At 58.7% G+C, this 15,133-nt stretch carries 10 protein-coding genes; 5 read left to right on the forward strand and 5 right to left on the reverse strand.

Annotated features, from left to right (window positions below; all coding sequences use genetic code 11):
- Nucleotides 1-5: 5 nt before the first annotated feature.
- The 4 genes from QRN60_RS20035 to fdhD all read left to right on the forward strand — a co-directional run bounded on the left by QRN60_RS20035 (nucleotide 6) and on the right by fdhD (nucleotide 4,072).
- Nucleotides 6-884: a F0F1 ATP synthase subunit gamma gene (locus tag QRN60_RS20035; RefSeq protein WP_003516748.1), complete on the forward strand. Its 879-nt coding sequence runs from the start codon at nucleotides 6-8 to the stop codon at nucleotides 882-884.
- Nucleotides 885-907: 23 nt separating this feature from the next.
- Complete coding sequence (gene atpD / locus QRN60_RS20040) at nucleotides 908-2,362, forward strand: F0F1 ATP synthase subunit beta (RefSeq protein WP_003516750.1); 1,455 nt, start codon at nucleotides 908-910, stop codon at nucleotides 2,360-2,362.
- 129 nt (nucleotides 2,363-2,491) lie between these two features.
- On the forward strand, nucleotides 2,492-2,902 hold the full coding sequence (locus QRN60_RS20045) for a F0F1 ATP synthase subunit epsilon (protein ID WP_003492358.1): 411 nt from the start codon (nucleotides 2,492-2,494) through the stop codon (nucleotides 2,900-2,902).
- A gap of 354 nt (nucleotides 2,903-3,256) precedes the next feature.
- The gene (gene fdhD, locus QRN60_RS20050) at nucleotides 3,257-4,072 is read left to right on the forward strand and encodes a formate dehydrogenase accessory sulfurtransferase FdhD (protein WP_129564779.1); all 816 of its coding nucleotides are present in this window, start codon (nucleotides 3,257-3,259) and stop codon (nucleotides 4,070-4,072) included.
- A gap of 46 nt (nucleotides 4,073-4,118) precedes the next feature.
- On the opposite strand, the gene QRN60_RS20055 is transcribed toward fdhD, so the two are convergent.
- From QRN60_RS20055 to QRN60_RS20075, 5 genes are all read right to left on the reverse strand, one after another.
- Entirely contained in the window at nucleotides 4,119-5,894 is a 1,776-nt protein-coding gene (locus QRN60_RS20055; RefSeq protein WP_129564778.1) for a methyl-accepting chemotaxis protein, read from the reverse strand.
- 328 nt (nucleotides 5,895-6,222) lie between these two features.
- The gene (locus QRN60_RS20060) at nucleotides 6,223-6,699 is read right to left on the reverse strand and encodes a chemotaxis protein CheW (RefSeq protein ID WP_003504949.1); all 477 of its coding nucleotides are present in this window, start codon (nucleotides 6,697-6,699) and stop codon (nucleotides 6,223-6,225) included.
- A gap of 266 nt (nucleotides 6,700-6,965) precedes the next feature.
- Entirely contained in the window at nucleotides 6,966-11,126 is a 4,161-nt protein-coding gene (locus tag QRN60_RS20065) for a translocation/assembly module TamB domain-containing protein (RefSeq protein WP_129564777.1), read from the reverse strand.
- Between the two features lie 45 nt (nucleotides 11,127-11,171).
- A complete protein-coding gene (locus QRN60_RS20070; protein WP_020812883.1) occupies nucleotides 11,172-13,097 on the reverse strand; it encodes an autotransporter assembly complex protein TamA in 1,926 nt (641 codons plus the stop codon).
- 175 nt (nucleotides 13,098-13,272) lie between these two features.
- On the reverse strand, nucleotides 13,273-13,524 hold the full coding sequence (locus tag QRN60_RS20075; RefSeq protein ID WP_003504940.1) for a YMGG-like glycine zipper-containing protein: 252 nt from the start codon (nucleotides 13,522-13,524) through the stop codon (nucleotides 13,273-13,275).
- A 372-nt stretch (nucleotides 13,525-13,896) separates the two neighbouring features.
- Between QRN60_RS20075 and hemA the strand changes: the two genes are divergently transcribed.
- Nucleotides 13,897-15,114: a 5-aminolevulinate synthase gene (gene hemA, locus QRN60_RS20080; protein ID WP_003504938.1), complete on the forward strand. Its 1,218-nt coding sequence runs from the start codon at nucleotides 13,897-13,899 to the stop codon at nucleotides 15,112-15,114.
- Nucleotides 15,115-15,133: the final 19 nt, after the last annotated feature.

A 15,133-nucleotide genomic window follows, 5' to 3' on the forward strand; every position in this document is an offset into this window, starting at 1 on the left:
AACGGATGCCTTCACTAAAGGATCTGAAAAACCGCATTGCCTCCGTAAAGGCGACGCAGAAGATTACCAAGGCGATGAAAATGGTCGCCGCGGCGAAGCTTCGGCGCGCCCAGGAAGCTGCGGAGGCCGCCCGGCCTTATTCTCAGCGCATGGGCGCCGTTCTTGCCAACATCGCCAAGGCGGTAGAGGCGGACGTCGCTCCGGCGCTGATGACCGGCACCGGCAAGGACAACGTGCATCTGCTCGTTGTCTGCACGGCTGAGCGTGGTCTTTGCGGCGGTTTCAACTCGCAGATTTCCCGTTTTGCCCGCGATCAAGCCCGCAAGCTGATTTCCGAAGGCAAAACGGTCAAGATCATCACGGTCGGCAAGAAGGGTTACGACAGCCTTCGTCGCGAATTCGCAGCTAATATCATCGAGCGCATCGAACTGCGCGAAGTGAAGAAGGTCGGTTTCGAAAACGCCGACCAGATCGCCAAGAAGGTGATCTCCCTGTTCAATGCGGGTGAATTTGACGTCTGCACGCTGATCTACTCGGAATTCAAGTCCGTCATCAGCCAGATCCCGACCGGTCTGCAGCTTATTCCTGCCGCAGTCCCTGTTGTGGAAGAGGTTGAGGCAACGCAGAGCGCCGTCTACGAATATGAGCCTGATGCGGCTTCTATTCTGGAAGACCTTATTCCGCGCAACATTTCGGTTCAGGTTTTCCGGGCTCTGCTCGAAAACGTTGCCGGTGAAATGGGCGCCAAGATGAGCGCGATGGACAACGCAACGCGCAATGCCGGTGATATGATCAACAAGCTGACGCTTTCCTACAACCGTCAGCGTCAGGCTCAGATCACCAAGGAACTCATTGAAATCATTTCGGGCGCGGAAGCGCTCTGAGGTAAGGAAAGAGGGTAAGGATAATGGCTAAGGCAGCTACCCCCAAGAAAACCGCAGCGGTGAACGGCGCGGGCAAGGTTACCCAGGTTATCGGCGCTGTTGTCGACGTGGCGTTCGAAGGCGAACTGCCTCCGATCCTCAACGCGCTCGAAACCGATAACAACGGCAACCGCCTCGTTCTGGAAGTCGCTCAGCATCTCGGCGAAAACGTCGTACGCACGATCGCCATGGACTCGACCGAAGGTCTCGTCCGCGGTCAGGTCGTCGCTGATACGGGCGCTCCGATCGAGGTTCCGGTCGGTCTGGAAACGCTCGGCCGCATCATGAACGTCATCGGTGAGCCGGTTGACGAAGCAGGTCCGATCGTAACGGCCAAGAAGCGCGCCATCCACCAGGACGCACCGTCTTACGTCGAGCAGTCGACTGAAGGCCAGATCCTCGTTACCGGCATCAAGGTCGTTGACCTTCTGGCTCCTTACGCCAAGGGCGGCAAGATCGGCCTGTTCGGCGGCGCTGGCGTTGGCAAGACGGTGCTCATCATGGAACTGATCAACAACGTCGCCAAGGCGCACGGTGGTTACTCGGTATTCGCCGGCGTGGGTGAGCGTACCCGCGAAGGTAACGACCTCTATCATGAAATGATCGAGTCGAACGTCAACAAGCTTGGCGGCGGCGAAGGTTCCAAGGCAGCTCTCGTTTACGGCCAGATGAACGAACCGCCGGGCGCCCGCGCTCGCGTCGCTCTGACCGGTCTGACGATCGCTGAAAACTTCCGCGACGAAGGCCAGGACGTTCTGTTCTTCGTGGACAACATCTTCCGCTTCACGCAGGCTGGTTCGGAAGTGTCGGCTCTTCTCGGCCGTATTCCTTCGGCTGTGGGCTATCAGCCAACGCTCGCAACCGACATGGGCCAGATGCAGGAACGCATCACCACCACGAACAAGGGTTCGATCACCTCGGTTCAGGCGATTTACGTTCCCGCCGACGACTTGACCGACCCTGCACCGGCCACTTCGTTCGCGCACCTTGACGCAACGACGGTTCTGTCGCGTTCGATCGCAGAAAAGGGTATTTACCCGGCTGTTGACCCTCTCGACTCCACCTCGCGCATGCTCGACCCGATGATCGTCGGTGAAGAACACTACGAGGTTGCCCGTAAGGTTCAGTCGACCCTGCAGCGCTACAAGTCCCTTCAGGACATCATCGCCATCCTCGGCATGGACGAACTGTCGGAAGAAGACAAGCTGACGGTTGCCCGCGCCCGTAAGATCGAGCGCTTCCTGTCGCAGCCGTTCTTCGTTGCCGAAGTCTTCACCGGTTCTCCGGGCAAGCTCGTCGCACTCGAAGACACGATCAAGGGCTTCAAGGGCCTGGTCAACGGCGAATACGACAGCCTGCCGGAAGCAGCTTTCTACATGGTCGGTTCGATGGAAGAAGCCATCGAAAAGGCAAAGAAGCTGACTGCTGAAGCTGCCTGATTATGAATTGGCGGGCGCGTGGTTCGACCACGCGCCTTGCCGACGATGACGGTGAAACCGGAACGGCTTTGCCGGCGTTTTAATAAACAAGTCCGTGACGCCCGCGTAATTGAAAAGAAGTGAATAGCCATGGCTGACAGTTTCAAATTCGATCTCGTTTCCCCGGAACGTCTGCTCGTTTCCGAAACGGTTACGGAAGTCGTCATTCCGGCTACGCTGGGTGAGATGACGGTTCTGGCCAATCACGCGCCGACGATGACCACGATCAAGCCGGGTCTGGTAACGGTGAAGTTCGCTTCCGGTGAGACCCATAAATACGTGGTTTTCGGTGGTTTTGCCGATATTCTGCCGACCGGCTGCACGCTTCTTGCCGAATCCGCGGTTTCGGCCGATGACATGTCTCCCGACACGCTGCAGAAGCGTATCGATGCGGCCAAGGCCGAAATCGAAGAGGGCAATCATCACCACGAGCATCTGACCAAGCTTGAAAAGCACCTTTACGAACTGACGAACCTGCATGAGGTTCTCGTCGCTGCTTGAAAGCACCGGGCGGGTTCGAAAGAATGACTGCCCACAAAAAATTCAAAACAGAAAGCGGCCGTTTCGGTCGCTTTTTTGTTTTGGGCTAGTGTCTGCCACTTTATCCAAGCGAAAAATTCCCGTTTCCGCGCATGAGCCCGTCCGTCAGCTCGGCTCGGGCTTCGGAATGTTGCTAGCGAATTACGCCGGCGATTCACGGGCAGACAATGGGTAAAGCAGGGATAGTAAAGCGCCTTCAATAGATGCACTCGGAAACCGATTCCGATTTTTATGGCTATAGGTTAGATGTGGTGGCGGGAAGAAGTGCTGCTTTGGGATCCTTAGCGAGATGAGGCAGATTTTCGTCATGGAGGAGTGATCAGCGTGTCGGCAGAGGCAAGTTACCGAAGGGTCGCAAGAACCGCTCTGCGGGAAGGGGCCATAGTCGAGGGCGAGCGGGCGGTGCCCGAGGAGGTGCCGGTTGCCTTTTCTTATGGCGGCAGCACCCATGCCGTGATGATGGCCAGCCCCGCCGATCTTGTCGATTTCGCAATCGGTTTCAGTCTCACGGAGGGCATCATATCCACCAGGGCGGAAATCCGTTCCATTGAAGTGATTGAGGCCGGGCAGGGTTTCGATGTTCAGGTGGATTTGCAGGATGCCAACGCCGATGCGCTGAGGGCAAGACGACGGCATATGGCGGGCCCGGTCGGATGCGGTCTTTGTGGCATCGAATCCATTGAACAGGCAGTCCGCGTGGTACCGGATCTGAGCGGCGCGGAAGTCTCCGTTGATGGCAATGACATCGTTGCGGCGGTGAAAGCGCTGAACGGGGCGCAAAGCCTCAACCGCGAAACGAGGGCAGTGCACGGCGCGGGTTTTTACAATCCTCAAGGAGGGCTGCTTGCCGCCCGAGAAGATGTCGGCCGCCATAATGCACTCGACAAGCTCGCAGGTGCGGTTATCAACGCGAACCTATCTCCCGATGTGGGCATTGTGGTGGTCACGAGCCGCCTGTCGGTGGAAATGGTCCAGAAGACGGCCATCCTTGGCTGCCCCATTCTGGCAGCGATCTCCGCGCCCACCGCGCTCGCCATTGAAACGGCTGAGAGCTCGGGTATCACGCTTGTGGCGCTGGTGCGGGGTGAGGATTTTGAAATCTTCACCCGGGCGGATCGTATCATTCTATAACGTTGAGGCCGCCGTTTCCCGGCGACCTTCCGGCTTCTGAACGGGCCTAGAATTCCGCCCATTCCGCTGCTGCGTTTCCGTGAGACCTTGGCGCGGCGGCATATCGAGGCTGCGGCGCGGGAAGTCTGGTGACGACGGCAGGCTTTTTGTCCGCCGGGCGGGCGGGTGATGCTGATGCTTCGTGTGATATTCTGAACTGCCGCAGCAACTCGTGCAGATTTTCCGCCTCGGTGGCGAGGCCGTGGCTGGCGGCAGTGGTTTCCTCCACCATGGCGGCGTTTTTCTGGGTGGCCTGATCCATGACGTTGACGGCCTGATTGATTTCCCGCAGACCATTCGCCTGTTCTCGCGAAGCTTCAACGATGGCCGAGACATTGGTGTCGATCTCGCTCATCTGTGACTGGATATCCCGCAGGGCGCCGCCGGTTCTGCCAACCAGATCCACGCCATTGGCGACCTGCTCGCGAGAGGTGTTGATGAGGGATTTGATTTCCTTGGCCGCAACGGCGGACCGTTGGGCGAGTTCCCGGACCTCCTGTGCCACAACGGCGAAACCCTTGCCCGCTTCCCCGGCCCGGGCAGCTTCGACGCCCGCATTCAGGGCCAGAAGATTGGTCTGGAAAGCAATGTCGTCAATGACGCCGATGATGTTGGTGATTTCACCCGAGGACCGAGAAATCGCGTCCATGGCGGAAATTGCCTGCTGGACGATGTCGCCGGAATGTTCGGCATGTTCTCTCGTTCGCAGCACCAGCTTGCCGGCCTCGCCGGCGCGCTGGCTGGCATCGGACACGGTGGTGGTGATTTCCTCCAGTGCGGCTGCGGTTTCTTCCAGCGAGGCCGCCTGCTGTTCGGTGCGTTGCGAGAGTTGATCGGCGGCGATGCGGATTTCGCCTGAGCCGGAGGCGATTGTCGAGGCATTGTGGGCAATGGTCTGCATGGTGGTCTGCAGCTTGGCGACGACCTTGTTGAAGTCCGCACGCAGCTTTTCCATGCTGGGCACGAAGCTGTTGTCGAGGCGCTGCACAAGATCACCCTCGGCCAGTGCCCGCAGGGCATCGGCAAGCACGCTGATGGCGCTCATGCGCGGCGTGACGTCAGTGGCGAATTTCACCACTTTCACCACCTTGCCTGCCTCGTCCAGCACCGGATTATAGGCGGCCTGGATCCATATTTCCTTGCCGTTCTTTCCGTAGCGGACAAATTCATCCGAGATGAATTCCCCCGCCGCCAGTCGCGGCCAGAAATTGCCATAGGCAGGCGAGGCGGCATAGGCCGGATCGCAGAACATCCGGTGGTGCCTGCCCTCGATTTCCTTGACGTCGTAATTTACCGTGGCGCAGAAATTCGGATTGGCGGTGATGATGGTGCCATCGGGCAAAAACTCGATGGTCGCCTGGGAACGGGAGAGTGCCTCCAGCTTGCCGGCATCGTCCACGGCCTTGATCTTCTTGGCGGTGATGTCGGTGGCGATCTTCACGACCTTATAGGGTTTGCCCGAACGGAAAACCGGGTTGTAAGAGGCCTCGATCCAGATAACGGAGCCGTCCTTGCGGATACGGCGATATTCCTTGGCCTGGAACTCGCCACGGGCGAGAGAGGCCCAGAATTCCTGATAGGCCCGCGATGCGGCGAGTTGGCCGTCGCAGAAGATGCGATGATGCTTGCCGACGATCTCGGCGAGATCATAACCCAGCGCCGCGCAGAAATTCTTATTTGCAGTGAGAATGTTACCTTTGAGATCGAATTCTATGACCGCCTGTGATCTCGATATGGCATCGAGCATATTTTTATTATCTGCTCTTTTTCCTAACCCCAGCATTCCACGTCCCCCAAAATCAGCCCACGGCGCGGCGAGCCGCACAGGACATGCGGTCCACGTCGTATCATGTTGAATAACGAACAGGTTTTGCCGCCGAAGGCAGCAATGCAGGCACTTTTGTCTCTTCGCCTTGGTCAGGTATCGGCCCGCGTGATAGTCGTGCCGGCGCGATAATGATCTACGGCTTTTAATATTAGATATCTATAATATTAAAATGTTCTTATTTAATAAAACAGCGTAAAGGAAAAACAAAACCGCCGGGCGGGTGCTCCGGCGGTCTGGATTGATTGATAGTTTTCGTCTGGCAAGGCCAGCGGAAACGGCCTGATTAGGCGGCGAGGTCTTCCGCTTCGGTTCCCTTGAACATTTTTGCGAGGTTCAGGAAGCAGATCATGCCGTGTTCGTTGGCAATGATGCCTTCCGAGTACGACTTGTCGAAGGAGGCCGAGATCTCCGGAACCGGCTGAACCTGGTTTGCCGGGATCGTCAGAATGTCAGAAACGCGATCGACCAGCATGCCGATGACCATGTTGTGCACTTCCGCCACCACGATGGCGCTTCTCTCATTGGCGACGGTGCTTTTCATGCCGAGCTTGTGGGCCAGATCGATGATCGGGATGACAGAGCCGCGCAGGTTCATGACGCCGATAACGTCTTTCGGCGCGTGGGGAATAGGCGTCGAAGGCGCCCAGCCGCGAATTTCGCGGATGGTCGTCGTCTTCACGCAGAATTCCTGATCATGCAGGCGGAACGCGATGATTTCGAGCGTCTCACCGCCAAAATTGGTAGAGTTAATCATTGCCATCAGAATTCTTCCCAATGCTCGCTGTGGAGGCCGGCGCAAGTGCACCGACACTTGCATATGCGGATTTGGCGTTCTGCCTGGTGCCTGAACAGCCGGAAAACAATATTTCCGTCTTCAATGGAAGATTCGTAGCATGAGATGGTTTCGCAAACCTAAATGCGAAGCGGCTCTGGAGTGTTTTCGCTTTTCTTCGAATTGCGAAAATACTCTCTTTGATTTTACGCATTGTCCGGACGTAAAACCGCTACGCACTTTTACTGGAAATACTAATATTCCTTCTCGTAAAATATGCCGGCTGCGCCATCGCCATCGCCGCCCGCTTCCCCGCGCAATTTCACGCCCCGCCCGACATCGAGGTTGATGATGGCTTTTGCGCCGGACTCGCCGCTTTGCTGCAGTTCGAGATAGGTTCTTTCGTTCAGATATTTACCGGCGGAAACGCGGGCCTGCCCCTCGGAGTCGGTCGAAATATCGAGATCGTCGACGCCGAGATTGCTTCTGAGCTTGTCGAACAGCGAGGTGGAGCGTCCGCCTGCCAGCTGGGCGGCGGCATCGGCGAGCCTCGCGATCTGCAGAGCCGAGAGTTTCGACATGGACTGGCCGAAGATCAACTGTGCCATTACCTCGTCCTGCGGCAGGGCGGGCGCCGAGGAGAAAGCAAAGGTCGGATCGTTGGCAGTGCCGGAAACGGACACGGTGATAGTCGTTGAGCCGACCGTCGAGTCCGCCTTCATATCGAGGACCGGAACGAGGCCGCCACCAAAACTGATATTGCCTGTCGTGAAATCGAGGCGGCGAGTGAGGATTTCGAGCCGGCCACGGCGCATTTCAAAGCCACCGGAAATGACGGGAACGGCTGCCGTGCCACGGATCGTCAGATTACCCGTGAGTTCCGCATCGATGCCGCGGCCGCGCACGAAGATACCGCTTGGTGCATTCACCTGCAGATCGAGATTGATGGTGGACGAGCTGCCGCTTCCGCCTTGGTCAGCCCCGAGCGCTTTGGCCTGCGCGCGCACCTTTGGTGGGGCGTTCTTGTGCTTGACATCGATCTCCGTCAGCGAGGCCGGAAGCTTTTCCGGAATGGTGATGGCGCTTCTGTCCAGCGTCAGATTGCCACCCAGCACGGGGGAATTCAGCAGCGGGCCTTTCAGCGTCAGCGTGCCGCTTACCACCGTCGTCACCAGCGTGCCGTCATTATAACCGGCGCGATTAAGCGTGATCGATATATCGGCGGGGAAACCCGAACCGCCTGATATGCCGACGCTGCCGGTTCCCGAGATCGTTCCACCGCCCGCCAGCTTGCCCGTCAATCGGGAAATGACGGCGCGGTCGCGGTCGAAGGTGATGGTGGCGCCCAGATCGTTGATGGTCAGGTTCCTGCGCACGTCGGTCAGGCGCGTACCATCGGTGGTGATGCTGCCGGTCACGACGGGCGCGGAAGCGCTGCCGGAAATCTTCACATCGATGGCGGCGGTGCCATCCACATCGAGGCCCTGCGCTGCGGTTTGTGCCGCGACGGCGGAGAAGGGCAGCCTGCCGGAAAATGCCATTGAAAGCGGACGATTGCCGGCGATGCCGAGCGAGCCGCCGCCGGAAAGTGACATGCCGCCCTGGCCGGATACATTGGTGTCGATCTGCAAGGTGCCGCCGGCGAAACGGCCATTCGCCTTGATGCCGAGCGCCGCGAGCCCCGCTGCGCGTGTCTGCGCGACCTCGGCATTGGTCCAGTTCAGATTGTAATCGACCGCCGGATTCGACGCCGCACCCTTGGCGCTCACCGTACCGGAGATACTGCCTGCCGCATCCAGCCCGGTGGCGAAGGCATTTGCGAGACTGGCGGGCAGCGAACGGATATCGGCATTGATGTCGAGCGTTGACCCGGCGGTGCCGTTGACCTCGACCCGTCCTTCACCCGTGATGATGGTCAGACCGGAGATGCGGGCCGTGCCGTTCTGGATGGCGATGGTGCTCGGTTTTTCAAGCCGTACTGCAATGCCCTTGGGCGCGGCGGAAAAGGCGTCAATCCGCACCGCCATCGGCGAACCACCGGTGTCAGCGCTGCCCTTTACCACCAGCGGCGCGTTGTCGTAACGGCCGTTGACGTCGAACTGTGTCGTCGTGCCGGAATGGCCGATGGTGGCATTCAGGCCTGATATCACGGCGGCGCCGGCATTGACGCTATCGGCGCTGACCTTGCCATTGATGGCGAGAGCCTGAAGGTCATCGATGGAAATATCGGCGGCGAGCTTGGAGATCGTTGTCGTGCCCTGGCGGATGCTGCCGCCATTGGCCTTTATCGTCGTGGCGATCCGGCCATTGGCGTTGCTCAGCGCGATTTCGCCGGCAATATCGCCATCCGCCTGCTGCGCGGCGAGTGCGGCGAGCAGCGCAAGATCGGGGAAATTGAAGGAAAGATTGCCCGATGGCAGGAACTGCTGCGAGAATTGCAGCTGCCCATTCAGGATATTCCGGCCCACCGCCACGTGCAGCTCGGGCATCGCCGTGCCGTTTTCGGTCTGCACTACATTGGCATTGGCGTCGATCTTCTGCCGGTCGAGACTGCCGCTGGCGGTGATTTTTGCCTGAGGCGCAGCCGGGTCGGCCTTGCCTGTTGCATTGACCTTCAGCGCTTCCAGCGTGCGTCCGGCAAGGATGGCGCTTTCGGAACTCAGGGTGACGTTGAAATCCGGTGCGGCAAGCGCACCGCTGGCCTCGATTGCAAAATCGGCGACGCCCTTTGCCTGCGGCGTCAGTTTCTCGAGCGCCGGAAATTTACCCGTCAAGCTGGCGCTTAATGCCTCGTTTTCGAGGCTAACATTGCCCGTGGCTTCGATCGTTCCCGATTTGACGACAAGGTTTTCAACGCTGGTGCGTCCACCGATCGTCAGGTCGATATCGCCCTGGAGGGCGATGGTCGTATCGAACTTTTCCGCGAGCGCCGGTGGAAGGGTAGCGGGCAGTGCGAAGAGCTGAATGCCGGAGGTGAGGCGATTGCCGGCGAGATCGAAACTGCCGTTCAGCGTGCCGCCGACACTGGCGCTTTCCAGCGTCGCGCCGTCGAAGCCGATGGCGGAAGAGGTGAGGCGGAGCGGGGCCTTGATGGTGAGTGGCGCACGCACCAGCCGGTCGATATCCGGGCTGACGAAGGATGATTGCGCCACGGACAGGACCGTCGCGATCGTGCCACTGCGGTTGGCGACGTTGAGATCGGCGCTTTCGGCCGTCAGCTTGACATCGTCAAGCCGGCCTTGCGGCAGGGAAAGGCTGCGCAGCGATACGGTCGTGTTGAGATGCGCGGCCTCCGCTCCACCCTTGAGGGAAAGATCGAGGCCGTTGATGAGAGCCTGAACCTCGCCATTCTCCAGCGGCCAGCGAAAATCCACGGGGCCGGCGGTGCCGATGAGATTGGCGGCAAGATCATTTTCACCGTTCGGATCGACGGAGCCTGATGCCGTCAGCAGCAACGTGCCGGTCTCCAGCGTGCTGCTACCGATTTCGATGCGGCCCTGCGGCGAAAGGGTCGCATTTGCATCGAGCTTCGTCTCGCCAGCAAAAAGCTGGCGGAAGGCCGGGGGCAGAAGCAGGTCCGGCTGGCCACCGCCCGCAATTTCGATACGGCGTGTGCCATCATCGCCAAGAAGGTGGCGACCGGTCACATTGACGACGGGGTTACCGGCGACATTGCCGCGCAGGGTGCCCGTCCAGTCTGAAAGCGGGCCTTCACCGTTGAGGTCTATCGCCACCGCAGGTGTGCCGGGAAGCGAAAGCAGCGTGGCGAGAAGCCCGCCCTCGGGCTCCTTCATCTCCGCTTTCAGCTTCAGGACGTTCTCATTCGGAAGGAAAGCAACGTCGGCGTTAACCTCCGCATCCGGTGCATTCAGCCGGTGGGCCGTGAGCGACAGCCTCACGTCGTCCCGGGCGGCCTTGAGGCTGCCTTCAGCGGTCAGGTCGAAAGGGCGGCCGAGAAGTGATTGTCCAAGGCTGATATCGGGAAAGCTGAAATTGTCGACGGCGACTTCGATCGGCAGCGAGGAATTGCTGGAGCTCTTGGTCGGCGTCTGCTCTGACGCAAGCGGTTTACGCTCGACATCGATCGATCCGGCCGAGACGCGGTCGGCATGGAAGGTGCCGGCAAGCAGCGAAAGCGGCGACCAGTTGACGGCGATCTGGTTCACGCGGGCATAGGGGCCCTGCCGGTCTGAAAGGGTGACATTGTCGAGCCGAAGGCGACCGGTCAAAAGGCCGCTCGGGGGAGAAATCTCGATCACCTGATCGGGCGTGGAAACGAGTGATGAAATCTGCGTTGCGGCGATCCTTGCGCCCATCGGCGTAAGACCGACGAACAGAACCGCGAGCAGCACCAACACCACGCCGAACAAAGCAGCGTAGCCCAGCCATTTCAGCAATCGAATCAACATTTTCATAAAGGGTAATCTACACTCTGTTGCAAGGGTGTTCGACTGCGGCGTTTAAAAAGACTGGCCGATGCCAGCATAAATGCCGAAACTGTTGCCACCATCGTATTTTTCAAGCGGCATGGCGACATCGAGACGCAGAGGCCCGAAGGGCGTCGCGTAACGCAGGCCGATACCGGCGCCAGCCCGGATATCGGAAAAATCGGGTGTCACTTCATCCGAAACAACACCCGCATCGATGAAGGGCACGATGCCGATTGTATCGGTGACCTTGATGCGGGCTTCGATGGAGCCGACCACATAAGAACGGCCGCCCGTTGCGTCGCCAGCGGCATTATACGGCGATATTTCCTGATAGCTATAGCCACGCACCGATCCGCCGCCACCCGCATAAAAGCGCCTTGTGGTGGGAATGTCCTGTAGATCGCTGCCGCCGACGAGCACGCCGCCGGAAAGCTTTCCGGCCATGATCAGCCGGTCTTCGGCGCCAATCCCCTTGTAGCCCGAGATGGAGCCTTCAAAAGAGGAAAAGAAGGTGCCGTTCAGTGCTTCATAGCTAGGCTTGGCGGCCAGCGATGCGCGGAAGCCTTCGGTGGGGTTGAGCTTGTCGTCGCGTGTATCACGAACGAATTCCAGCGGTATGGAGGTGGTGAGGTATTCGTTCTTGCCGAATGCGTCTTCGGTATCGGCCCATTGCACCTCGAGACCGGCTGCCGCAGTGTCAGTGTCGTTCAGCTCGTAGGCGAAACCGGCTGTGCCCGTCACTGTCTTGGCGTCGTATGTATCGGGGTGTTCGGTCTTGGCAATCAGGCTGGTCTTGAAGGTGGTGCGCGGATTGAACATGCCGGGCTTGGTGAAAGTAATACCCGCCGAATAATCCATGCCTTCGACGCTCGATGCTTCGGCGATGCGCGAGACAGAACCTTCGATACGCAGCGATTCTGCCTGTCCGAACAGGTTCCGGTGGCCCCAATAACCCTGAAGGCCGATGCCTTCCGTGGTGGAGTATTGTGCGCCGACGCCGAAATAGCGGTGTTTGCCTTCTGAAACCTCGATGGTGAGCGGAATGGTGCCGTCGCGCGCCAGCGTTCCCGCTTCCTTGATCGTCAGGCTGGAAAAGACGCCCAGCTGGCGCAGTCGGTCGGCGGCCTTGCGCAATTTTTCCGGCGAATAGGGCTCGCCGCCATTGAGGCGCGAATAACGGCGGATGAAATCGCCATCGACGGTTTTTTCACCTGTTACCGTCACCGTGCCAAGGGGCGCCACGGGACCGCCTTCGGCCCCCATGGTGATATCGACCGTGTTCGTTGCGTGGTTGGCGACAGCCTCTCGTTTCGTCAGCTTCGCAAGCGGCCGGCCTTCGGCCTTCAGATCATCGATCAGCTTGTTGCTGGCGCGGATGATGGCCAGAGAACCGGCGTCGCCCCCGGTCGTCAAGCCATAGTCCTCAAGGTTGCGGCCGGTCACATCGCCTTCAAGCCTGACATTGCCAAGTTTGAAGACCGGGCCGGGCGTTACCGTGATCACCACGGGCACCGGAGCGGAATGATCGAACACCGGATTTGGCGGCAGGCTATCCACATCCTTGCCGGCGACAGTGACCTTGACGATGCCGCCATAACGGGCGTTTTCATAAAGCGCCGCAATCAGCCTGTCCCTGTCGTCTCTTGCCTTTATCAGAAGGCCAAGATCGCCTGAGGCCGGCTTTTCCTTGTCCGCCAGGAGAAGCGAGCTGTTTTCCAGGCTGTCTTTCAGGGATTTGTCGGCGTCCTGGGCATCAAGCGTGACTGCGTATTTGACCGGATTGATAACCTCGACCTCCGGTTCTTCCGAACCCCAGAGGCGCATGCCGAACAGTTTGAAGGCGAAGGCGTCACGGGTAAACGCCGGATACAGGGCGAACGTCACAGCAACCGCGAGAGCGGTGCCGGCTTTCCGATACGCAATACCTGTCTTCGGGTTAGTTCGTGTTCTTCGCATAAGCTGCTTTATGGTTGAGCCTTTATTGTCGCCCTAACCCGTTTCCTGTCCGTTAACATTGCAATTTAATCATAAATAAACGGCTTTGAGGACCCTCCGCCCCGTCTTTTGCCCGCCATAACGCAAAAAGCCCCGGATGACCGGGGCTTCTGTGCAACGGTATTTCGCGAAGCGATTAGCGGCAACGTGCTGTGTAACGCTGACCGTACTGGTCGCGATAATAGCAATAGCCCGGCTCGGAAGCATTGCCGATCAAAGCACCGCCGACACCGCCGATCGCTGCGCCAACTGCCGCGCCGCGAACATTACCCGTGATGGCTCCACCAATAACAGCGCCGGAAACGGCACCGATCGAAGCGCCCTTTTCCGTCTGCGTGCAGCTTGCAAGCGACAGGCCGACGAGCGCAAATATGATTGCCTTTTTCATGAAACTCTCTCCAACGTTACAATGAGCTCTTCGGCTCGGTAGGCGTCCCATATTTATCTGCGGCGACTGCTACCTCCGACCGCCACAGATAACTAACAATTCGATGTCGTTTAGGGAAGCCTCATCTTCCAGGCATTCCTGCGAGCGTAAATCGATTGTGTGCCAGACAACGGCGCGGTGCGAAAAAGGTTCCAAATCTCGCGGTTTTTTGATGTGAATCAATTTTGTACTTTTCATCAGCGTCTATAAACGGTTTATTGGAATGGTTCAAAACAACGGCGAATTGACGCAGACGTGGTTAAAGCAGCTCGCAAGGGTTGACGGTCCCGGTGTCGAGGCAGAAAAACGATCTGGTCAATTCTGGAGCATGGCATGGACTTCGAGGCATTTTTCACAACGGAACTGCAAAGCCTGCATTCTGAGGGACGCTATCGCGTTTTTGCGGATATCGAACGCCAGCAGGGCAATTTTCCCCGCGCGACACGGTACAACGCCAATGGCGAACGCAAGGACGTAACCGTCTGGTGTTCCAACGACTATCTCGGCATGGGCCAGAACCCGAAAGTCATCGAAGCCATGAAAGCCGCCATCGATCACTGTGGCGCGGGTGCGGGAGGCACCCGGAATATTTCTGGCACCAACCATTATCACGTCCTGCTTGAACAGGAACTTGCCGACCTCCATGGCAAGGAATCGGCGCTGATCTTCACCTCGGGTTATGTGTCCAACTGGGCAACACTCGGCACGCTCGGCCAGAAAATTCCGGGCCTGATCATTTTCTCGGATGCGCTCAACCACGCATCGATGATCGAAGGCATCCGTTATGGCCGTTGCGAACGGGTGATCTGGAAACACAACGATCTCGAAGATCTCGAAGCCAAGCTCAAGGCTGCCGATCCGAACGCGCCGAAGCTGATCGCTTTCGAATCCGTTTATTCCATGGATGGCGATATCGCGCCGATCAAGGAAATCTGCGATCTGGCCGACCGTTATGGCGCCATGACCTATCTCGATGAAGTTCATGCCGTCGGCATGTATGGCCCGCGCGGCGGCGGCATTGCCGAGCGCGAAGGTCTCATGGATCGCCTGACGATCATCGAAGGAACGCTCGGCAAGGCCTTCGGCGTGATGGGCGGCTATATTACCGGGTCCACGGCGGTCTGCGACTTCATCCGCTCCTTCGCCTCCGGCTTCATCTTCACGACGGCCCTGCCGCCGTCGCTTGCCGCCGGCGCGATCGCTTCGATCCAGCATCTGAAGGCAAGCCCCTTCGAGCGCGCCCGCCATCAGGATCGCGTGCGCAAGCTGCGCGGTCTTCTCGATGCACGCGGTATTCCGCACATGGACAATCCCAGCCACATCGTGCCGGTCATGGTGGGTGATGCCGCCAAGTGTAAATGGATTTCGGATATCCTGCTCGACAGTCACGGCGTTTACGTGCAGCCGATCAACTATCCGACTGTGCCGCGCAAGACCGAGCGCCTGCGCATTACCCCGACGCCGCTGCATAGCGATGCCGACATCGAGCATCTCGTTGGCGCGTTGCACCAGCTCTGGTCGCATTGTGCACTGGCGCGTGCGGTGGCGTGAGGCCGCAGTTAAGATAAAA

It is taken from the genome of Agrobacterium sp. CFBP2214 (assembly GCF_030209895.1).
GTDB lineage: Bacteria > Pseudomonadota > Alphaproteobacteria > Rhizobiales > Rhizobiaceae > Agrobacterium > Agrobacterium radiobacter.

Bases quoted from the DNA above. Each gene is read 5' to 3' on its own strand.
- QRN60_RS20070 (WP_020812883.1), bottom strand. From the start codon at position 13,097: ATGCGAAGAACACGAACTAACCCGAAGACAGGTATTGCGTATCGGAAA.
- atpD (WP_003516750.1), top strand. From the start codon at position 908: ATGGCTAAGGCAGCTACCCCCAAGAAAACCGCAGCGGTGAACGGCGCG.
- QRN60_RS20035 (WP_003516748.1), top strand. From the start codon at position 6: ATGCCTTCACTAAAGGATCTGAAAAACCGCATTGCCTCCGTAAAGGCG.
- QRN60_RS20065 (WP_129564777.1), bottom strand. From the start codon at position 11,126: ATGAAAATGTTGATTCGATTGCTGAAATGGCTGGGCTACGCTGCTTTG.
- QRN60_RS20055 (WP_129564778.1), bottom strand. From the start codon at position 5,894: ATGCTGGGGTTAGGAAAAAGAGCAGATAATAAAAATATGCTCGATGCC.
- QRN60_RS20075 (WP_003504940.1), bottom strand. From the start codon at position 13,524: ATGAAAAAGGCAATCATATTTGCGCTCGTCGGCCTGTCGCTTGCAAGC.
- QRN60_RS20060 (WP_003504949.1), bottom strand. From the start codon at position 6,699: ATGGCAATGATTAACTCTACCAATTTTGGCGGTGAGACGCTCGAAATC.
- QRN60_RS20045 (WP_003492358.1), top strand. From the start codon at position 2,492: ATGGCTGACAGTTTCAAATTCGATCTCGTTTCCCCGGAACGTCTGCTC.
- hemA (WP_003504938.1), top strand. From the start codon at position 13,897: ATGGACTTCGAGGCATTTTTCACAACGGAACTGCAAAGCCTGCATTCT.